General features: G+C 46.9%; 20 protein-coding genes. 18 read left to right on the top strand and 2 right to left on the bottom strand.

Features of this window, described 5'->3' with window-relative positions; translation table 11 throughout:
- The first annotated feature begins 108 nt into the window (after window positions 1–108).
- From G475_RS0100110 to G475_RS0100080, 7 genes are read left to right on the top strand one after another with little or no spacing between them, the layout of a single operon-like run.
- Complete coding sequence (locus G475_RS0100110) at window positions 109–774, top strand: DUF4867 family protein (protein WP_026699512.1); 666 nt, start codon at window positions 109–111, stop codon at window positions 772–774.
- A gap of 21 nt (window positions 775–795) precedes the next feature.
- Window positions 796–2,136 (top strand): sulfoquinovose isomerase, encoded by a 1,341-nt coding sequence (gene sftI, locus G475_RS0100105; protein WP_026699511.1) that lies wholly within the window; start codon window positions 796–798, stop codon window positions 2,134–2,136.
- A gap of 13 nt (window positions 2,137–2,149) precedes the next feature.
- A complete protein-coding gene (locus G475_RS26190) occupies window positions 2,150–3,334 on the top strand; it encodes a diphosphate--fructose-6-phosphate 1-phosphotransferase (protein ID WP_051301984.1) in 1,185 nt (394 codons plus the stop codon).
- Window positions 3,306–4,040, top strand: a complete 735-nt coding sequence (locus tag G475_RS0100095; RefSeq protein WP_026699510.1) for a GntR family transcriptional regulator — start codon at window positions 3,306–3,308, stop codon at window positions 4,038–4,040. Before G475_RS26190 ends, G475_RS0100095 begins: the two co-directional genes overlap by 29 nt.
- A gap of 17 nt (window positions 4,041–4,057) precedes the next feature.
- Complete coding sequence (locus G475_RS0100090) at window positions 4,058–4,954, top strand: class II fructose-bisphosphate aldolase (protein WP_026699509.1); 897 nt, start codon at window positions 4,058–4,060, stop codon at window positions 4,952–4,954.
- Complete coding sequence (locus tag G475_RS0100085) at window positions 4,951–6,378, top strand: aldehyde dehydrogenase family protein (protein WP_035709697.1); 1,428 nt, start codon at window positions 4,951–4,953, stop codon at window positions 6,376–6,378. Before G475_RS0100090 ends, G475_RS0100085 begins: the two co-directional genes overlap by 4 nt.
- A gap of 25 nt (window positions 6,379–6,403) precedes the next feature.
- Complete coding sequence (locus G475_RS0100080) at window positions 6,404–7,606, top strand: Gfo/Idh/MocA family protein (RefSeq protein WP_035709695.1); 1,203 nt, start codon at window positions 6,404–6,406, stop codon at window positions 7,604–7,606.
- Window positions 7,607–8,026: 420 nt separating this feature from the next.
- Here the strand turns inward: G475_RS0100080 and G475_RS23810 are convergent, their stop codons facing one another.
- Entirely contained in the window at window positions 8,027–8,944 is a 918-nt protein-coding gene (locus G475_RS23810; protein WP_035709693.1) for a selenium metabolism-associated LysR family transcriptional regulator, read from the bottom strand.
- Between the two features lie 24 nt (window positions 8,945–8,968).
- A complete protein-coding gene (locus G475_RS0100065; protein ID WP_035709690.1) occupies window positions 8,969–10,009 on the bottom strand; it encodes a YeiH family protein in 1,041 nt (346 codons plus the stop codon).
- 319 nt (window positions 10,010–10,328) lie between these two features.
- On the opposite strand from G475_RS0100065, the gene G475_RS0100060 reads away from it, so the two are divergent.
- From G475_RS0100060 to G475_RS0100010, 11 genes are all read left to right on the top strand, one after another.
- A complete protein-coding gene (locus G475_RS0100060) occupies window positions 10,329–11,051 on the top strand; it encodes a FadR/GntR family transcriptional regulator (RefSeq protein WP_026699504.1) in 723 nt (240 codons plus the stop codon).
- Window positions 11,052–11,273: 222 nt separating this feature from the next.
- Window positions 11,274–11,552 carry a UxaA family hydrolase gene (locus G475_RS0100055; protein WP_026699503.1) on the top strand — a complete coding sequence of 93 codons (279 nt, stop codon included), beginning with the start codon at window positions 11,274–11,276 and terminating at the stop codon, window positions 11,550–11,552.
- Between the two features lies 1 nt (window position 11,553).
- Window positions 11,554–12,708 carry a UxaA family hydrolase gene (locus G475_RS0100050; protein ID WP_026699502.1) on the top strand — a complete coding sequence of 385 codons (1,155 nt, stop codon included), beginning with the start codon at window positions 11,554–11,556 and terminating at the stop codon, window positions 12,706–12,708.
- A gap of 114 nt (window positions 12,709–12,822) precedes the next feature.
- Window positions 12,823–13,788 carry a tripartite tricarboxylate transporter substrate binding protein gene (locus G475_RS23805; RefSeq protein ID WP_035709687.1) on the top strand — a complete coding sequence of 322 codons (966 nt, stop codon included), beginning with the start codon at window positions 12,823–12,825 and terminating at the stop codon, window positions 13,786–13,788.
- A 33-nt stretch (window positions 13,789–13,821) separates the two neighbouring features.
- Window positions 13,822–15,345 carry a tripartite tricarboxylate transporter permease gene (locus tag G475_RS0100040; RefSeq protein WP_026699501.1) on the top strand — a complete coding sequence of 508 codons (1,524 nt, stop codon included), beginning with the start codon at window positions 13,822–13,824 and terminating at the stop codon, window positions 15,343–15,345.
- 4 nt (window positions 15,346–15,349) lie between these two features.
- Window positions 15,350–15,793 carry a tripartite tricarboxylate transporter TctB family protein gene (locus tag G475_RS0100035; protein ID WP_026699500.1) on the top strand — a complete coding sequence of 148 codons (444 nt, stop codon included), beginning with the start codon at window positions 15,350–15,352 and terminating at the stop codon, window positions 15,791–15,793.
- A 21-nt stretch (window positions 15,794–15,814) separates the two neighbouring features.
- Window positions 15,815–16,864 (top strand): Ldh family oxidoreductase, encoded by a 1,050-nt coding sequence (locus tag G475_RS0100030; protein ID WP_051301982.1) that lies wholly within the window; start codon window positions 15,815–15,817, stop codon window positions 16,862–16,864.
- 14 nt (window positions 16,865–16,878) lie between these two features.
- On the top strand, window positions 16,879–17,805 hold the full coding sequence (locus G475_RS0100025) for a hydroxyacid dehydrogenase (protein ID WP_026699498.1): 927 nt from the start codon (window positions 16,879–16,881) through the stop codon (window positions 17,803–17,805).
- A 102-nt stretch (window positions 17,806–17,907) separates the two neighbouring features.
- Complete coding sequence (locus tag G475_RS0100020) at window positions 17,908–18,804, top strand: LysR family transcriptional regulator (protein ID WP_026699497.1); 897 nt, start codon at window positions 17,908–17,910, stop codon at window positions 18,802–18,804.
- Between the two features lie 83 nt (window positions 18,805–18,887).
- A complete protein-coding gene (locus tag G475_RS0100015) occupies window positions 18,888–19,439 on the top strand; it encodes an acyl-CoA thioesterase (protein ID WP_156911589.1) in 552 nt (183 codons plus the stop codon).
- Window positions 19,439–19,801, top strand: coding sequence for a hypothetical protein (locus G475_RS0100010; protein ID WP_051301981.1), 363 nt, complete (start codon window positions 19,439–19,441; stop codon window positions 19,799–19,801). Before G475_RS0100015 ends, G475_RS0100010 begins: the two co-directional genes overlap by 1 nt.
- The last annotated feature ends 381 nt before the right edge of the window (window positions 19,802–20,182 follow it).

Raw genomic sequence — 20,182 nt, 5'->3', positions numbered from 1 at the left:
AAAAAGTAGAAAATTTCGCGTTTTTAAGATTGCGGAAAATGTCCGCCTGCAGCGGAGTCCTTTTCCCTTTATAAGACGTATTTTTCTTAGATAGAGGAGGCAGAAGAAATGCTGAAACAGCTGCAGTCCCTGAATTCTCACCTTGCCATCCAGCACGTGGAAGACCGTTCTTTTTCCACTTTTGGGCGGGTCCTTCCCCGTTTTCCTGCAGCAGAGGCGGTGGATAGACTGAAAGAAACAGACATTCCGGCCGGGGGAAATGTTTATATCCCTTCGGTGGACAGGTGGGAAAATGATACTTTTCGTCAGCACATCGAAAAAATGTATTACGGAGAAATGCCGATTCAGATCGGATATTGCAATGGAAACAGTTCATCGCTTCAAGGTCTCGAATTTCATAAAGGCAGTGAAATCAATGTGGGAGCCACAGATTTTGTCCTGCTGCTTGGCTCCGTGCTCGATATCGAAGAGGACCGGTTTCATACGAAGAACATCCAGGCCTTTTATGTTCCAGAAGCAACAGCGGTGGAATTATTTCAGACGACCCTGCATCTGGCCCCATGTAAAACAACGGGGGCTGGATTCCAATGCATGGTCATTCTTCCCCGCGGGACCAATGCTCCATTGGAAAAAACAGCAGATGATAAGCTCCTTTTCATGAAAAATAAATGGCTGCTGTCTCATCCTGAAAATAAAAAATTCACCGCGAAAGGAGCCCATGCCGGACTGGAGGGGCCTGACCTGGAAATACAATGGATGGAACCATCTTACTAGAAAGAAAGGAAGGGGAACGGAGTGGAGAATATAGTATATCTTCCGATTGGAAGAAAAACATTTGATTTGGAAACGGGAGAAGAAGAAAGGAAGAAAAGCTCTGCCTTTCTGCATCAAATAACAGAGCAGATCTTGGAACCAGAAGGAATTTTGACTTCTCCAGAAGAGCTGGAAAACTTTCTCGAGACGATAGATCCTCATCACGTGTCGGTCGTAATCTATCAGAGTATTACCTTTGCAGATGGGGAGTTTATCCAAACCGTGCTCGATAAACTTTCTGCTTCTATTATTGTTTGGTCAATCAGGGAACCGGCGGTGGGAGCAAGACTGCGCCTGAATTCCCTGACCGGAGGAAACAGTACCAGTCATGTCTTAAAATGCGCCGGTCACCGATATACGTTTGTGTTCGGCAACACGGAAGAAGCGCAGGTCCAGCAGCGGATTAAACAGCATGTGAAAATCCAGGCCCTTCTTACGGAGCTGCAGAACTTTAAAATTGGAGTGATAGGAGACTATCAACCGGGATTTTTCTTCTCCGGCACCGATGAAAAGCAGTTGAAAGAGCAGTTCGGCATTGATGTCCTGAGGCTGGATCTGCAAAAGGCCTTTGATAAAAGCAAACAGATGCCGCAGGAAAAATGGGAGCCGGAAATAGAGCGGGCCGAAAAACAGGTCGCCGGCTTGCAGCGATCGGATGAAACGGTCCAGCGTTTTGCTCAGTTTTCTTCCTATGTGAGACAGGAGGTATACGAACAGAATATCTCGGCGCTTGCGATCCGATGCTGGCCGGAATTTTTCAATGAATTGGGAGCGGCAGCCTGCTCTACGTTGTCTCAATTCACAGAAGAAGGAGTGGTATCCTCCTGTGAATCGGATATTCACGGGGCGGTGACTATGTTTATTTTACAGGAGCTTGCCGGCGGGAAATCACCATACTTGGGAGACATGGTTCACGTAAATGAAGCCAGTAATTCCGTTGTGTACTGGCATTGCGGCGCTGGTGCTTACTCTTTGGCCCATCCGGAGCAGGGAGCACGCCCCGGCGTTCATCCGAATCGTAAACTTGGATTCACGATGGAATTTGGGTTGAAACCTGGAAAAGTAACGATATTCCGAGTCGGCTGGACGCCGCAGGGCTATCGGTTATTAGTGATGAGAGGGGAAGCACTGGATACACCGCAGCGATTCAACGGCACATCGGTGGAGGTCCAGCTTGAAACAAATGTAACAGAAACATTATATGGGCTGATGGAGGAAGGGTTTGAACCTCATTACGGGCTTGTATATGAAGACGTCACGGAAGATTTGACGATGCTTGGAAAACAGCTGGGTCTGCCGGTATCTGTCTACAAGTTATGGTGAAGGGAGCTGCGGAATGATGAAACATATTGCCATTGGGCAATCCGGAGGTCCCACAGCAGTCATCAATGCGACGTTGGCCGGTTTTGTCCGTAAATTATATAAAGACCACGCTCTCTCCTTCGTTATCAACGGATATGAAGGATTGGCTGACAATTTATTGATGGATGCTGAAAAGGATACAATCACCAATCTGCTTCAGCATGAGAAAGTTCCCGGAGCTTTTCTTGGGGCCGGCCGTTATGAATTCGACCGGGAAAAAATAAAAGTATCCGTTGAAAATCTGCGCAGCCGCGGAATAAACACCCTCGTTTTCATAGGTGGAAATGGAACGATGCAGGCCCTGGCGCGGTTAAAAAAAGAAGCGGAATATCAGGGCTATGCTCTTCAGGTAATTGGTCTGCCTAAAACGGTGGACAATGACTTGGGAGAAACAGATCACGCGCCGGGGTTTGGCAGTGCGGCAAAGTATGTGGCCCACGCCGCACGGGATATGAGTCGTGATTTGCAGGCGATGAATAATTTCGAACAGGTTCGCATTCTGGAAACGATGGGAAGAAATGCCGGCTGGCTGACAGCGGCAGCAGGGCTGCTGAATGATCATCCCCAGGACGGTCCGCACGTTATCAGTCTTCCCGAGGACCCGCTTGCGCCGGAAGCATTGATAAAAGGTACAACCAGGGCCATTGAACAATATGGCTGCGCCCTTGTCATTGTCAGCGAAGGAGCAGTATGGGACGAAGCGTATCAGGTGGAGCGGGATTATGTCCGCGGCCGGCCAGTCCTAGGCGGGATTTCAAATGAAGTGGAGCAGGTGTTGAAAACCCATTTGAACGTCATGGTCCGTGCCGAACTGCTGGGGATGAATCAACGAAGTTTTTCCGCCGCCGTTTCCTCCACAGATTTTCAGGAAGCTCTGGAAACTGGTGAAATGGGAGCAGAGTGGGTGCGGGAGGAGAGAACCGGTGTCATGGCAGCGTTGCAACGTGTGAGCGAAACCCCCTACCGTATTGAATATATTCCTGTTTCTCTTGAAGCAGTAGGAAGCAGCGGAGAACGGAAACTTCCTGCCCGTTTTATGAAGGACCAGCAGGCGTATAATGAATGGCTCCGGCCTTTAGTTGGAAAGGAAGCAGCAGCCTACCCTCCCCCGCTGCAAAGGAGGAATTCTCATGTCTTCGAACAAGATAAATCAAAATAAAAACGAAGCGTTATATCTCCAGATTAAGGATATTTTAATCCAGCGGATTCAAGAAGGAATATGGGAAGCTCATTCCTTGATTCCAACGGAACAGGAGTTAATGAAAGAGTTTGATGTCAGCCGGAGCACCATCCGTCAGGCTATCTCTATTCTTGTACAGACAGGACTGGTGGAAAAAACGCAGGGGAGAGGAACGATTGTAAAACCGCAGAAGCTGGTAGGCAGTCTCGGCCGGTTGAAAGGGTTTGCCGAAGAAGTGGTGGAAAAAGGGCAGACTCCACGCTCGAAGCTGATCCGGGCAGAATTCAGCGATCAGCTTTATACGGAGAAAACAATGCTTGAAGTCGATGAAGAAGACACTATTTTACTCGTAGAACGTATCCGGTTTGCCGATCAAGTCCCTGTGGCTCTGGAACGAACATGCTGGCCGTATCCCATCGGCAGCATCTTAATGGAATACGACCTGAATGAGGCCAGGTATTATGAAATCCTTGAAGATCACAATATTTTTCTGAAAAAGGCATCAGAAAAAATCATTGCCATTAACGCCACCCAGCACGAAGCAGATCTGCTTGGAATACGGCCCGGGGAAGCATTGCTTGAGATGACCCGGCTGAGCTTTGGGATGAATGACCACCCGATGGAATTCACGAAAACAAAATACCGCAGCGATCAGTATCATTACGATATTGAACTGAATCGATGACGAAAGGAGGAGACGGCATGACTTTTATGAATGGAAAAACGATGCTGGACCATGCCTTTGCGAATGGATATGGCATCGGCGCATTTAGTGCGCATAATGCAGAAACAGTTCAGGCGATCATCGAAGCAGCAGAAGAAGAGCAGGCCCCGATTATGATTCAAGTGGGGCAGAAGGTTATTCAAACGATCGGCATGGAGCCTATGAAAATGCTGATTGACTGGTATGGACGCCATGCAGCTGTTCCTATTTGTATTCATCTGGACCATAGCAGAGAGTTTACGCAGACGATGAGAGCCGTTCAGCTCGGCTTCCAGTCTGTTATGTTTGATGGCTCCGCCCTTTCCTTTGAAGAGAATACGGCTTTAACGAAAAAAACAGCAGACATCGCCGCTTCCTTGAACATAGGCTCCGAAGGGGAGATCGGGAAAATCGGGGGGACAGAAGATGAGATCACGGTGGACGAAAAGGATGCTATGATTACCACGACGGAAGAGGCCAAAGCGTTTGTCGAAGCGACAAATGTAGATTATTTAGCTGCGTCTCTTGGGACGGCCCATGGAATTTATAAAGAAACGCCCAATCTTCGGTTTGAACGGCTGGCTGACATTGTAAGGGAAATCCGGCGGCCCGTTGTCCTGCACGGCGGTTCTGATGTTCCGGATGCGCAGGTCCAGCGTGCTATTTCTCTCGGAGTGGCCAAGATAAATGTCGATACAGAGCTGCGGCAGGCTTTCACCCGGGGCGTTCAGGAGATTTTCGAGGAAAACAAGGATGAAATTGTCCTGGCCCACTCGCTGGGCCGTGGAAAAACAGTTATGAAAGAAAAAGTGAAGGAAAAAATCAGAATTTTTCACAGCAATCGAAAAGCGGCGGGCTTGCTTCAGGAAGAGAAGGAAAAGGAGGTACTGTCATGACGAAAACGATAATAAAAACCGGATTGTTCATAGGCGGCGAGTGGAAAGCGTCAGAGGAAACACAAGATGTATATAACAAATTTACGCAGACTGTATTTTTACAAACGGCAAGCGCCGGCAAAGAAGAAGTGGATGAAGCAGCTGCCGCTGCCAAAAAGGCGTATCACACGACATTTACGCCTTATGAGCGCTATGAAGTTTTAACAAAGGCCGCCGAGCTCATCAAGGATAACGAGGAGGAGCTAGCTTCCATTCTGGTGGCCGAGGTGGGCAAGCCGATAAAAGAATCGAAAGGAGAAGTAATCCGGGCTGCGCAAACGATGGAAATTTCAGCAGAAGAAGCGAAACGACTCAGCGGTCATGGCGTGCCGGTCGAAGCAGCACTGGGCTCTGAAAACCGGCAGGCCTTTACAAAACGGGTGCCTGTGGGTGTCGTAGCAGCCATTACCCCTTTTAACGTCCCGCTTAATTTAGTCTGCCATAAAGTCGGCCCTGCTTTGGCTGCCGGCAACAGTGTTGTGCTGAAACCGGCAAGTGCCACACCTCTTTCCGCCATTCGTCTTGCTGAAATACTTGATGAAGCTGGACTTCCTGCCGGACGGCTGAATGTGGTAACAGGCTCCGGATCGGACATTGGGGACTGGCTTTGCGGAAATCCCGATGTGAACATGTATACCTTTACCGGAAGTCCGGAAGTAGGCAGCCATCTGCAGGCGAAGGCCGGCCTGCGAAAAGTAATGCTCGAACTTGGAAATAATTCAGCAGCCGTGGTTCACCATGATGCCGACCTTGAAACGGCGGCTAAAGCTTTGGCTCAGAAAAGTTTTAACAATGCGGGGCAGGTTTGCATTTCGGTGCAGCGGATTTATGTGCATAAGGAGGTCTACGACACGTTCGTGCAGCAGTTGAAACAGGAAACGGAAAAATTAACAACAGGAGACCCGGGGAAGGAAACAACAGATGTTGGTCCAATGATTTCGGAAAGCGAAGCCATCCGTGTGGAAAGATGGGTTTCAGAAGCGGTCGAAGCCGGGGCGGACGTGCTGACAGGCGGCATAAGAAACGGCCCTTTTTATGAACCAACGATACTCACCAATATTCAGGATGACATGAAAGTTTGCAAAGAAGAAGTATTTGGACCAATCGTCTCTGTTGCTGTGTATTCCTCGGAGGAAGAAGTGATCCAGCGGGTGAATGATTCAAAATATGGGCTTCAGGCCGGGGTGTTCACCAATTCTCTGGATTTTGCGATGAAAGCGTCCAATGAAATGGAAGTCGGCGGGTTAATCATCAATGACACCCCTGGGTATCGCGTGGATCATATGCCGTACGGCGGGGTGAAACAAAGCGGAAATGGAAAAGAAGGCCCGAAATATGCGATACGGGAAATGACGGAAGAACGGCTCATCGTATTTAATTTATAACGACAGGGGAGAAGGAGGCGTGCTGATGCAGCAGGGCAGCACCAACTATTACAGCAGCTTTTTTAAATCGGATCATTTGTTAGACAAAGATAAATATATTTTTGCAGAGACACAACGGAATTGGAAATTTACGATTATCGGTGCAGGAATGATCGGGCAGGAGCATATTAGAGTGACGATGCTGGAAGGCCGGGGGGGGATCCATGGCATTTATGACAGCAACTCAGACAGCCGGCAGAACACGAAGGAAATGTTTGAAAAGGAATTCCCGGGGCGCGGCCTGGTCGTGTACGATTCCTTGCAGGAAGCCTGTATGGATCCGGCCTCAGATGGTTTAATTATCTGCACCCCCAACTTCACTCACCTGGAGATTGTAAAAGAAGCCGTCAAATCCGGCAAGCATATTATGTTGGAAAAACCGATGGCGACGACCTTAGAAGATGCGGTCGAACTGAAAGAAATGGCGGAGAAGTATCAAGCTGTATTCCAAATCGGACTGCAATACCGGTATAAGGCAATTTACAGGGAAGCGGTGCATGAAGCTCTGGAAAGAAAAACGATTGGAGATATTAAAACGATCAGCATCATGGAACACCGCATCCCATTTTTAGATAAAGTCAATCAATGGAACAAGTTTGCCAAATACTCCGGCGGGACCCTTGTGGAAAAATGCTGTCACTATTTCGATCTGATGAATTTATTCGCCCAGTCCAAACCGGTCAGTGTCTATGCGGTGGGGGACATGGACGTTAATTTCCGTGATTTTCACTATGATGGACAGGACGCTGACATTATTGATGACGCGTTTGTCACAGTGAAATACGAAAACGGAATGAAAGCCCAGTTTAACTTATGTATGTTTGCTCCGATGTTTTACGAAGAAATCACCTTGTGCGGAAGCCAGGGAAGGTTGAAGGCTTATGAAAACGAAGACTTTCTGCCCCTGGAACGACCGTCCACCCATATGGAAGTGTTGAGCGGCGAAAATGGGACAGCCCGGGTCGGCTCCCCCTGTTATCCCAAGGTCATTCAGGACAGCGGGCACAACGGAGCGACGTACTATGAACACAAATATTTTATTGATAATATACAGGGCGATACCAGGTCCACCGCTACAGCAGAAGAAGGATTCTGGTCCATTGTGATAGGAGAAGCAGCGGAACGCTCCATCAAGACAGGGGAAGTCGTGGATATCCACGACATGCTGCAACAGGTTCAGGTGAAATAAGGGTAGAAGAAGGAGGCACTCTTTTAAGAAAGGAGTGTCTCCATTTGCTTGATAGAAAAATTCCTTAAATGCCGCAGAGGTGCTTATTCCGAAGTCAGTTGAACATTGCTTTTTCAGACCCTTCCCCTTTTCCAGGGAGAGTGGTGGAGGCCGTTAATCAACAGATTGATGTACTTAGCATCCTCCATATCGTTTTTGAACCCATCAGCGGGAACGAATCGAGAAGTAGTGTCCTCCAAATGCTCTTTGAAACCACAAACAGAAAAAGGAGAACCCTGCTGTCCTCCAACCCATACATGGAACCGACCAGCGTAAAATAACTTCGTTGCACTGTCCACCACTTTTTATGGCAGTCCCTTCAAGACGCAGGAGTGAATCAGATGGCTGCCGTGCTTGAGCGGTTTTCCCAAGCTCTGTTTCTTAAAGATGGAATTTCTCTTCCAGATAGTAGTTTTGTATAAAGGATAAGAAAGATTCACTTGGCAGGGTGAGCTTTTCCTGTTTATAAACGGCATGAAAGAAACGGCGGAGCCGGATGCCGTGGATAGGGATCTGTCGCAGCGTGCCAAGTTTTAACTCTTTTTTTATGGCATTTTTTGAAATGATCATAATACCCAGTCCGGATTCGACGGCGGATTTGATCGATTCCGTATGCTCGAGCTCCATAATCACATCCAGTTTTCCGGGATCCAGGCCGTGGTTTTGGAGATGATTTTCTACAACCTGACGGGTACCGGAGCCCCGCTCCCGCATAATAATAGGAAAATCAAACAGTTCTTCCGGCCATATTTCCTGTTTTTGCGGGTTAACCGGAGAAGACGAGGAGGCAGAAGCTGTCACGACCAGCTCATCTTCTAAAAAAGCAAGCTGATTATAGTCCGGATAGGATTTTGTGGATTCAATAAAGCCCAGATCAATTTCATCATTGCCGAGATGCTCCATGATCTGTTCGGAGTTATATACTTTCAGGTTCAAATGGATATGAGGAAATTCTTTACGAAAACGGCCTAAAACATAAGGAAGGATATGTTCTCCGATGGTTAAACTGGCTCCGATATTCAGATCCCCATGAATCGTTTCCGACAGCATATCCAGTTCCTTTTCTGTCTGTCTTACTAAGGAAAAGATCTGATCGGCATATTTGTACAGGATTTCGCCGGAGGGAGTTAACTTCACACTTTTTGTGGTACGCTCAAACAATGTTGCATCGAGGGCCTGCTCCAGGTTTTTAATCTGCAGGCTGACCGTCGGTTGGGCTAGGTGTAAAATTTTGGCTGTTGCCGAGAAGTTTTGATGATTCGCTAGAATATAAAAGGCTTTCAAGTGTTCTAGATTCATGTCCCAGCCTCCTTCTTTCTTTTATCATATCAAAAGCAGGAGGATGCTGCCGAGAAGAACAATAAAGATAGAGCCAAGGACTCCTACAATGACAGGGCGCAATCCTGCCTTCTGAAAATCACGGTAGTTCATGCTCAGCCCTAAACCGGCCATCCCCATGGCCATCAAATAAACACTGGAGGTCGTGAGAAAATCCTGCACCGCAGCGGTAAATACTCCTGTCGTATTGATGATGCTCATGGCTAAAAATCCTATAATAAACCAGGGAAATGGGATGTCCTTTATTTTTGTCCGTTCTTGGGTACTGTTATTAAAGATAATGGATAACAGAAAAGCCACAGGCACCAGCATCAGCACCCTTCCAAGCTTGACAACGATGGCCGATTCGCTGCTGATGTCACCTCCCGGAACGGATGCCGCCACCACATGAGCTAATTCATGCAGGGTGGAACCAACGAGAATACCGTACGATTCATTGGTCAGATCAAGAAAAGGATACAGGGCAATAAATCCAAGGGCGCCGACGGTTCCGAGAATGGCAATACAGGCTACAGCAAGGGGGGCATTTCCCCTGTCACTTCCCTTTAATAGCGGAGCCACAGCCACAATAGCGGCTGCTCCGCAGATAGCTGTTCCAACTCCGATTAAAAGAGTGAGCCCTTTGTTGACGTTCAACACGTGTCCCAGGTAAACAATAAAGCTCAGGGTGCCGGCAATGACGAGAGCATCGATAAGCAAAATGGTAAAGCCCATATCGACGATCGTCATTAAATTTAAACGGACACCCAGCAATATAATACCGCCACGCAAAATGTATTTGCTGCTGAAGGTAATGCCGGCAGCCGCATGCACGGGAATATCCATACTTGCTTTCCAGGTCATGCCCAGCAATATAGCGATAATCATAACACCTAAAATAGAGAAAAATGGAAGGCTTGCTAAGCTGTTTGCCAGCATAGCCAGAATAAAGGTTAAGAGGATCCCTTGATAAAGGCCCAGGGCTTTTTCTTTTTTCACCGCGGCAGAATGCTCTGCCCCATATGGAATACGCTGCCCGGACAGCATAAAACATCCCTCCTTCTTCCATACGTTAAAAGAATGATTAAACGTACCATAGCACAAGATCAGCAGCAGTGGTTATGAAGGTTTTTTATATTATTTATCAGTAAAAGTAATAAATACTATCTTTTTTAACAAATATTCCCTTGCTGGTGTTCAACGGGGAAAAATATGTTTCTAGTTAATATATTAGGATTAACAATAAAAAGTAATCATTAATTTAAATAGAAATTAGCAGGAATTTTTCATTTTTGATATAGTAATAATTAATAAAGTGGTTGGGTCTATCATCCAATTTTGTAAACCGGAAAGGGGAGTTCTTCTAATGTTTGAATCGTTTGAGTTTGAAAGAAAAGGAATTTCGGAGAGGGCCGCTGACTATATTAAACAGTTTATTGTGGAAGGAAAATATAAAGTAAACCAAAAGCTTCCCGGCGAAAGAGAAATGGCCGCCAATTTAAAGGTGAGCCGCAATACAGTGAGAGAAGCTTATAAAATTCTGGAGGCTTATGGCTATATAACCATAAAGCATGGAACAGGTATATTTGTTGCCTCAGAAGAATATCAAATCAGTAAAATGGCTTCTTTTTTCTTTGTCTCCACGGATCAACTGAAGGATTTGTTTGCGATACGAAAAATTTTAGAAAACAGTGCTGTGGAATGGGCCATCGAACATGCGTCACCGTCCCAGGTAAATGAACTGGCTGGTATTGTAGAAGAAGCAAAAGGTGAAACGAAAAATAAAAATGATCACCACAATCTGGCCGAACTGGACCAGAAATTTCATCTCGCGTTAGCTCACTTGTCTGGCAATACAGTCCTGATTCACGTCATGCATAACTTGATTGATTTACTTCAGGAATCACGGCTTCAATCTATGAAAATACCGAGCAGGCCGGTGAAGTCTGTGGATGAACATGTAAAGATAGTGGGAGCTGTTCAGGCAAGAAAGGTGGATCAAGCCCAACATTATATGGCCGAACATCTAGAAAGTGTGGAAAGGTCGATCACAGAAAGCCTGCAGGAAGACTTTGGGACGGAAGGATAAATCTCATTGATTAAAACGACTGATAAAAGATATAGAGAACCTTTATAATTCCCGCTTCTTTCTTTTAGATTCACTGATATAGAAGGATTTTCAGGCATTTTACTACTGCCGGGAAATAAAGAATTAAGAAAAGTTGTATTGAAATTTTTTGAATACTCATATATTATAAGGGCAAATTGGTTGGGTCACCTAACCTATATACCGATAAAGGAGGCAGGCAGATTGCATAAGTTTTTGATTCACAATCAGGGCGATCACGTTGGAGTAGCGACCTCTCCTATTAAGGAGGGCGAAAAAGTAACAGGGGTTTATATGGATAATGACGAGTCGATGGAAGTAACGTCTCATGGAGATATACCTTTAGGACATAAGATATCCGTGGTGGATTTGGCAAAAGGTGAAAGCGTTGTCAAGTACCAGGTGGCAATTGGAGAAACGACGGAACCGTTGGCAAAAGGCGACTACGTGCACACCCATAATATTAAAACAAAGAGGTGGTAACATGGATCAATTATTCGGATACCGCAGAGAAAATGGAAAAGTAGGGATTCGCAATCATGTTGTTATTTTACCGGTCGATGATATTTCCAATGCAGCCTGTGAAGCAGTAGCGAATCAAATAAAGGGGACCCTTCCTCTCCCTCATGCTTATGGTCGTCTGCAGTACGGAGCTGATCTTGACCTTCATTTCCGGACGATGATAGGAACCGGATCTAATCCTAATGTGGCAGCGGTGATTGTCATTGGCATTGAAGAAAACTGGACGAAAACAATCGTAGATGGGATAGCCGAAACCGGAAAACCCGTCACTGGTTTTTCGATTGAAGGGTTTGGTGATCTGGAAACGGTCCGGCAGGCTTCATGGAAAGCAAAAGAATACGTCCAGTGGGCCTCCGAATTACAAAAAGTGCCGGTGGAACTGAAGGATTTAACGGTAAGCATCAAATGTGGAGAATCCGACACTACGACAGGGCTGGGGTCCTGCCCAACCGTCTCCCAGGCCGTTAATAGATTGGTAGATGCTGGAGCAACGGTATTTTTCGGGGAGACCTCGGAGTTAACCGGCGGAGAAAATCTTATTGCGGATCGGATGGCCACCCCTGATTTAAAAGATAAGTTCATGGCCGTATATAACAATTATATTGAAGAAATTGAGTCCCAGGCGGTAGATTTGTTAGGTTCACAGCCAACCCAGGGAAATATTAAAGGCGGCCTTTCCACGATTGAAGAGAAAGCCCTCGGCAATATCGCAAAAACCGGCGATAAGGAAGTCATAGGGGTGCTTGACCCAGCGGAAGCGCCTTCGAATGGAAACGGACTTTATTTTATGGATACTTCTTCTGCTGCTGCCGAGTGCATTACCTTAATGGCAGCCGGGGGAGCAGTCGTTCATTTCTTCCCAACCGGCCAGGGCAATATTATTGGCAACCCGATTGAACCGGTCATTAAGGTAACGGCTAATCCGGACACCGCGGAAACCATGAGCGAGCATATCGATGTAGATGTGAAAGGACTGCTATCGAGAGAGATTAACCTGACCCAGGCGGGAGATCAATTGATGACATGCCTGCAGCGGACGGTGAACGGCCGTTTAACCAGTGCGGAAGCGCTTGGCCACCAGGAGTTTGTCATGACGAAATTGTATCGCAGTGCGTAAACCAGAGGAAAAAACAGTCTCGTGAAGAAAATACTATTTCTATCAAGAGGCTGTTTTTTTCGATTAGACTGTAAGCGTTTTCTATTATGATTTTAACAAAAGGGGGACTCATCCATGAAACGCAGGTTTTCCTTTACGGTGGCAGCAGCTGCAGCCATCCTTGCCGTGAGCGGCTGTGGAACAGGTGGAGGAGCGGGGGATTATCCGAGTGAAACCATCACGTATAGTATTCCGTTCGGCCCGGGCGGCCAGTCTGATGTGGAAGCGCGCAGACAGGAGCCAATGCTGGAAGAAAAATTAGATACGGAGGTTAATATTACGTACAAGGAAGGAGCTGGCGGGGCTGTCGGCTGGACCGAACTGGTGAGTGAACAGCCGGACGGATACTTCATCTCCGGGATGAATATCCCACACATTATTTTACAGCCGATGACACAGGATGATGCCGGCTATGAGACCGAGCAGATTAATCCGGTCGCCATTTTCCAAGGAACGCCGATAGGATTGGCTGTTCCGGCAGACAGCGGGATTGAAACATTGGATGATTTTATTGAAGAAGCTGACAGCGGGGGCCAAGTGACGATAGCAGGTTCTGGCACCTACTCCGGGCACCACCTGGCATTTATGCAGTTATCCAGTCTCGAAGAGTTAGATATGGAATATGTTCCTTCAACGGGGGCGGCGGAATCGATTCAAAACTTTCTTGGCGGCAATACGGATGCCATTTTTGCCAATTCCAACGATCTGGTGAAGTATAAAGATGACATGAATATCCTGGCCATTGGATCAGAGGAAACGTTTGAAGCCCTGCCGGATGTACCGACCTTCCAGGAGGAAGGGGTGGACTTTACTGCCAGTATTGACAGGGGGGTTGCCGTACCGCCTGATACAGAGGAAGAAATTATTCAAACCTTGGAAGATACATTTTTAGAAATCGCTAATGATGAAAGTGTTCAGGAAGAAATGATAAATGAAGGATTCGAACCACTTGCTATGGGCCGGGAAGACACGCAGAACTATATCGAGGAACGTACCGAAGAATTCGAAGAAACGATGAGAGAGCTGGGTGAGATTGAATAACATCATCATGCTGTCCAATGAGGAGGTAGAACGATGGAGATTTTCCAAGAAGTGTTAAGCTCTCTGAGTCAGCCTTTTACTATCATTTACATGATATTCGGGGTGGCGGCCGGAATGATAGTAGGAGCGCTGCCGGGATTAACAGCAACAATGGCGATTGCCGTTATGCTTCCCTTTACCTTTTCCATGCCGGCAGATACAGCATTAATTACATTAGGAGGCATTTATATTGGGGCGATATTTGGAGGATGTATTGCGGCTATTTTAATTAATACTCCCGGGACTCCATCTTCCATTGCCACTACCTTTGACGGCTATCCCATGACGCAGCAGGGAAAACCGGACCAGGCGCTTATTACCGCTGCCGTCAGTTCAGGGATAGGCGGGGTCATCGGAGGTTTGGCTCTCCTCTTTTTAACCCCACTTCTCGCAGCCCTTGCCTTAAAATTCGGCCCGCCGGAATTTTTTTGGATAGCCCTACTAGGGTTGACCATGGTTGCCACCTTATCAGCAGGCTCCTTGTTAAAAGGGCTGATCGGTGGCACCATCGGACTTCTTTTAAGTACTGTCGGTCTGGCCCCGATTGGGGGATCTTCCAGGTTCACCTTTGGGTTGTCGCAGCTGCAGGCCGGATTTGAATTGATCGTCATGCTCATTGCCTTTTTCTGTATCCCCCAGGTTATTAAAATGATAAAAAATCAAACAGATGCTAAGGAGCAGGTCGAGCCGTTTCAATCTCAGAAAGGGGTGATCGGATATGTTTTTAAACAGCTGTTTATCCGTCCCTTCCTTATTTTACGATCGGCTGTTATAGGTATAATCGTTGGCATCATTCCCGGAGCGGGGGGAAATGTTGCCAGTCTGTTGTCGTATGACGCCACGGTGAGGCTATCCAAAGATCAGTCGACATTTGGCAAAGGCGATGTTCGTGGAGTGGCAGCTTCAGAAGGGGCTAATAACGCAGAAGTAGGCGGTTCTCTCGTTCCTTTATTAGCACTGGGTATTCCCGGAGCCCCGCCGGCGGCAGTAATTATCGGAGCACTGCTGATGCAGGGAATTCAGCCCGGCCCGAATCTTTTTGAAGAAAATGCAAATCTGATCTATACCTTCATCAGCGCGTTTATACTGGCTAATGTGGTGATGCTCATATTGGCTATTTTTGGTTCGAAATATATCGGCCGGGTTATTAATATTCCTACCTATTATTTGGCGCCGGCTATCGTTTTTCTAACTATTATCGGCTCTTATGCCATTCGAAACAATTTCATGGATGTCGTGACGTTAATAGTGTTTGGGTTAATTGGATATATTCTGGCAGAAAGAGGCTTCCGCCCAGCGCCTATTGTGCTGGGGCTCATCCTTGGTCCGATTGCGGAAGAAGGACTCTCCCAGTCTATTTTAATCAGTGAAGGAACAGGAAGTCTGCTTGCCATGTTTTTCACCCGGCCTATCACCGTTCTTCTCATGATATTGTGTGTTCTCTCCTTGTTAAGTCCTTACTTGGGAAAACTGTTAAAAAACCAAAAGCAAAAAGAAGAAAAGGAAGAAGCGGGGTGAGAAAATGACAAAAGATACAGGGAATGCTGTTTTTTTCATTATCCTTGCACTCGGAGGGCTCTGGTCCGCTAGGACGTTCAATACGATGAGTGCTGTTTTTCCAATTCTTATTTTAGGCCTTCTGCTCCTTTTTTCCATTGTCTATCTGATGGTCAGCTTATTTAAGGCGGGACAGCAGGAGGAGGAAACGTCTAAAATATTTTCCAGGGAAGCATTGATGACTTCGCTGGGGCTGCTGGGATATATTTTATTAATATGGCTGATAGGATTTCTCTTAGCCAGTCTACTCTTTTTAGGGATCATGACCTGGTATTTACAGGGGGGATATGTTTCCGGCAGAAAAAGACTGGTGAATGCAGCAGGAAGCTCTATTGCTGTCACGGTGGTCTTCTTTTTATTATTCCGCTATATCTTTTTAGTACAGCTTCCAACAGGCTTTTTTCAATAGAGCGAAGAAGGAGGTATCGCATTGGATAAACGTTATGACAGCAAAGCTTTGCAGCAGTTCAGCACAGCTGTTTTGCAAAAAACAGGCATGCCCCTGCAGGAAGCGGAAGTAACAGCCGGTTCGCTTGTTCGTGCGGATATGGAAGGAGCAGGGACGCATGGTGTGAATCGGCTGCTCATGTATGTCCCGCGTCTGGAAGAAAAACAGATAAACCCTCATCCGGAACCCGGTTTTGAAGAGAAGGGTGCGGTTTTGAAGGTGAGAGGAGATAATGGATTAGGGCAGGTGGTTTCCCAAAAAGCACTGGAAAAAGGATTCTCGATTGCTGAAAACTACGGGTCAGCAAGTATATTTATTTCGGAAAGCAATCATTTCGGGACGGCGGCCTATTACTGTCAAAAAGCATTTGAACACGATATGGCGTTAATAGCTGTGACGAATTCGCCATCCGGCATTGCCCCCTGGGGAGGGAGCCGGGCCTATTTTGGGACCAATCCCCTTGCCTTTGGTTTTCCTCATCGAAGAGGGTCGCCCATTATCATTGATATGTCATCGAGCGTGGTCGCACGAGGCAATATATTAGTCGCGGAGAAAGAAGGAAAAAACCTGCCGGATGGCTGGGCGCTTGATAAGAATGGGGCTCCAACCAACCATCCAGAGGAAGCACTTGCCGGATCGCTTCTGCCGTTAGGGGGAGCAAAAGGATATGCAATGGCTATGGCTGTTGAGATGATAGCAGGGGTCCTGACAGGGGCTGCTTTTGGTTCACATGTCAACAGCATTTTTCAATCCGGGAACCCTCCCGCCAACGTGGGACACGGTTTTATTCTGCTGGATATCAAGCATTGGATGGATCTGAATGTATATGAAGACAGGGTGGAACAGATGCTGGGAGAAATAAAACAGTCACCTTTAGCTGACGGATTTGAAGAAATTCTATACCCGGGGGAACGAAGGGCGCGTTCGTATGATAAGAGTGCCCGGGAAGGAATACCTGTAACAGAAAACATAGAGAAGGAACTGCAGCAGTTAGGAAAGAAATATAATGTTTCCTTTCCTGACCCGCTGTAAAAAGGAGTGGTGTTATGAAAATAGTCATTACGGAGCTCAATTGGCCGATAGGGATGGATTTATTAAAGGAGGAAGGGTTTGAAGTCCTCTATGATCCGGACTTGTGGAAAAAAAGAGGGGAGCTGGAAGATGCCCTCCAAGACGCCGCCGCCCTTATCGTCCGAAACCAGACCAGCGTCGATGAACGTCTTTTACAGAAGGGAGTCCATCTGAAAGCAGTAGGAAGGCTGGGAGTGGGCCTGGATAACATAGATCTGGAGGCGGCAAAACGGGCGGATATCGAAGTGATCACGGCGAAAAACGCGAATGCCGCTTCGGTGGCAGAATACGTGATGTCAGCGATGTTTCATGTCACGCGGCCTCTGGGAGCAGCAGCGCAGGATGTGAAAGCCGGACGTTGGGACCGCAGAGGATTTACGAAAGGGGAGCTGTACGGCAAAACCCTTGGTCTGGTGGGCACGGGAGAAACGGGCCTGCGCGCAGCCGGCAGAGCAAAAGCTTTGGGAATGAAGGTGATTGGTTACGATCCATTTGTTAAGCCGTACGATTACGCTGTGATGGAAACAGGGATAGAGATGATGGCGCTGGATGAGGTCTTACAGCACGCAGACTTTGTCAGTCTCCATGTACCGTTAACCCCGGCTACCCAGTACTTAATGAATCGAGATCGGCTGCAGCAGATGAAACCCGCAAGCTGGATTATTAATTCTTCAAGAGGCGGGGTTATAAAAGAAGACGATTTGTTTCATGCTGTTGAAAACGGAGAGATTAGCGGAGCCTTCCTGGATGTCATCGAAAACGAACCGATTGATCCAACTCACCCTCTGCTCAGCCTGGAGAATTGTTTTATTACCCCGCATATTGCAGGGCTGACAGAAGAAGCCCAGTCGAGAACATCAAAGATGATCGCAGAAGAAATCATCTTGCGGCTCACCCCGTAACAAATCCAAACAATACAAGCCGGCCAGGTTTTTTCATTGTGAAAAAGTCTGGCTTTTTATAGTAAGATAAGGACACAAAAATGATAAGTCAGGTGATTCGAAGTGGATATCAAACAGCTCGAGTATTTTATTGAGATTAACCGGTTTAACAGTTTCAGCAAAGCCGCCGAGCATCTATACGTCACGCAGCCTACGATCAGCAAGATGATAAAAAGCCTCGAAAAAGAATTTAATGTGGTATTGTTTGACCGTTCAAAAAAGCAGGTAGTCCTCACGGATGCCGGAAAAATTATTTTGGAACAGGCGCAGGTAATTCATCAGGCTTTTAAAGATTTGGAAAGTCAGCTCGAAGATTTGTCAGGGTTAAAACAGGGACATCTCCGGATCGGCCTGCCGCCGATGGTAGGGTCCAGCTACTTTCCGATGATTATCGGCCGTTTCCGCGAGAAGTATCCGGCAGTCACGATTGAGTTAATGGAAGACGGGTCGAACAAAATAGCAAGTGATGTAGAAGATGGTATTCTGGACATCGGCGTCGTGGTAGAACCAGTCAAGGAAGAAATCTTCTCCCATTTTTCGTTTGGGACAGAAGATATTAAATTAGTGGTAGATGCCGGCCATCCGTTAACTGAAAAAGATAACATTTCGCTGGCCGACTTGAAAAACGAGCATTTTATGCTGCTGAACAGCGATTTTGCCCTGCGTAATCGTATTATGGAAGCGTGCAGCCATGAAGGCTTTCACCCGTTTGTCGTATTCGAAAGTTCACAATGGGATCTTCTCGGAAAAATGGCGGCTTCGAAATTAGGAGTGACCCTGCTTCCTGAAAGTATAGGCAGAGAAGTGAAAGGAAATATCCGTATTCTGTCGGTGGAGCAGGAAGACATGTATTGGCGCCTTGCCATCATTTGGCGGAAGGACAGCTATCTTTCCCATGCTGCGGAAGAATGGATCCGATTTGCAAAGCAGCACCTCACGGAGAAGGGAACGGTTTCATAGACAAAGGTTATCCATCCTTATGAAATAATTCCATTTTACCTGTCCCCCCTTCCACCGTTATCATATATAAGGAATGAAACAGGATGGAAGGTGCATCAATATTGGAAAAAAAGCATCCCAAAGAAAGTAAAATTGTAAACACCGACCAAGTGTTATGCAGTGATTTAAATAATTACAATACATTGTTTGGCGGCGTCTTAATGAAAAAACTCGACAACTGTGCTGTACTGTCCGCGAGACGTCATTCAAGAGCAAAAGAGTGCGTGACAGCTTCCACGGACTCGATTGATTTTCTCAGCCCCATTTATCAATCCGACTCCGTATGTGTGGAGTCTTTCGTTTCCTACACCGGAAGAAGCTCCATGGAGATATTCTGTAAAGTGATTGCGGAAGACATGCTGTCAGGAGAGCGGAGAATCGCAACAACCGCCTTCTTAACATTCGTCGCATTGGATGAAGAAAAGCGGCCGATGGAAGTGCCGGATATAGAGCCGGAAACAGAGGAAGAAATAAAGCTGTATGAGACGGCGCCGGAACGAGAAGAAATCCGGAAATTAAAGAGAAGAAAAAGTAAGGAACTGGCCGGCTCTATTAGTCTGCAGAAACCATGGGAAGACAAGGAGGCGAATCTCTAATGATCGCATTGTCCAGTCTGGAAGAACTTCATGCTGCGAGGCAGCGGATAGAAGACCTGAAAGACGGATATCCGGAGTTGTTTGAAAAGCTGGTGCACATCGTCAGCCTGACGAAACAAATGCAGCTCCACTGTGATTATCTAGGGTGTCTGCTGCTGGATCAGGATCCGGAAAGGTACAGGAGGCCGCACATCCGCTCTTCGGTTCTTCGTTTGTATCACGAGGAAATTGAAAGCCTGAAACGTCATCCGGAGGCCGAAGAAGTGAAAAAGCTTTTCCAAACCTGCCGTCCTATTAAATATAGACCTTTATGCCAGCTGATCCTTGGCGAAAGTCCGGAATCGTTAAAAGGAATCTTTTAACGGGGACAGCATCGAAATTCCCCTATAAGTGAAGAACAAAAAGAGTTTGGGACAATACCATTATAAGATAAAAATTTCCGAACGATTAATCCATAAATCGTTCGGAAATTTTCGTTCTGTCCTATTTATCGCTCCGTCAAAATACTTCGCTTTCCGTGGGCACGGCTCGAATAAAGGAGGATCGGCTAAGAACGGCACATCCTGTGCCGACGCCGATCTGACCCGCATCCTGCGGGCCCTCGGGGAAAATCCCTTCCTGCGGGGTCTCGAGACACGTGCTGTTCCCACAGGAGTCTTCGTATGTTGACGACGCTTAGGAAGTACTGTTTACCATAGAAGACGAGATGTTCAGGTTTTCACCATTCCTCTTATCTTTTGTCC

This window comes from Salibacterium aidingense DSM 18341 (assembly GCF_000429685.1).
GTDB classification, from domain to species: Bacteria; Bacillota; Bacilli; order Bacillales; family Marinococcaceae; genus Salibacterium; species Salibacterium aidingense.
The sequence above is the reverse complement of the archived record's forward strand: the minus strand, read 5'-3'. Positions and strand labels throughout refer to the sequence as shown.

Coding starts and splice junctions, on each gene's coding strand:
- G475_RS0100110 (WP_026699512.1), top strand. CDS start 109: ATGCTGAAACAGCTGCAGTCCCTGAATTCTCACCTTGCCATCCAGCAC.
- G475_RS26190 (WP_051301984.1), top strand. CDS start 2,150: ATGATGAAACATATTGCCATTGGGCAATCCGGAGGTCCCACAGCAGTC.
- G475_RS0100095 (WP_026699510.1), top strand. CDS start 3,306: ATGTCTTCGAACAAGATAAATCAAAATAAAAACGAAGCGTTATATCTC.
- G475_RS0100090 (WP_026699509.1), top strand. CDS start 4,058: ATGACTTTTATGAATGGAAAAACGATGCTGGACCATGCCTTTGCGAAT.
- G475_RS0100085 (WP_035709697.1), top strand. CDS start 4,951: ATGACGAAAACGATAATAAAAACCGGATTGTTCATAGGCGGCGAGTGG.
- G475_RS0100080 (WP_035709695.1), top strand. CDS start 6,404: ATGCAGCAGGGCAGCACCAACTATTACAGCAGCTTTTTTAAATCGGAT.
- G475_RS23810 (WP_035709693.1), bottom strand. CDS start 8,944: ATGAATCTAGAACACTTGAAAGCCTTTTATATTCTAGCGAATCATCAA.
- G475_RS0100065 (WP_035709690.1), bottom strand. CDS start 10,009: ATGCTGTCCGGGCAGCGTATTCCATATGGGGCAGAGCATTCTGCCGCG.
- G475_RS0100060 (WP_026699504.1), top strand. CDS start 10,329: ATGTTTGAATCGTTTGAGTTTGAAAGAAAAGGAATTTCGGAGAGGGCC.
- G475_RS0100050 (WP_026699502.1), top strand. CDS start 11,554: ATGGATCAATTATTCGGATACCGCAGAGAAAATGGAAAAGTAGGGATT.
- G475_RS23805 (WP_035709687.1), top strand. CDS start 12,823: ATGAAACGCAGGTTTTCCTTTACGGTGGCAGCAGCTGCAGCCATCCTT.
- G475_RS0100040 (WP_026699501.1), top strand. CDS start 13,822: ATGGAGATTTTCCAAGAAGTGTTAAGCTCTCTGAGTCAGCCTTTTACT.
- G475_RS0100035 (WP_026699500.1), top strand. CDS start 15,350: ATGACAAAAGATACAGGGAATGCTGTTTTTTTCATTATCCTTGCACTC.
- G475_RS0100025 (WP_026699498.1), top strand. CDS start 16,879: ATGAAAATAGTCATTACGGAGCTCAATTGGCCGATAGGGATGGATTTA.
- G475_RS0100015 (WP_156911589.1), top strand. CDS start 18,888: ATGGAAGGTGCATCAATATTGGAAAAAAAGCATCCCAAAGAAAGTAAA.
- G475_RS0100010 (WP_051301981.1), top strand. CDS start 19,439: ATGATCGCATTGTCCAGTCTGGAAGAACTTCATGCTGCGAGGCAGCGG.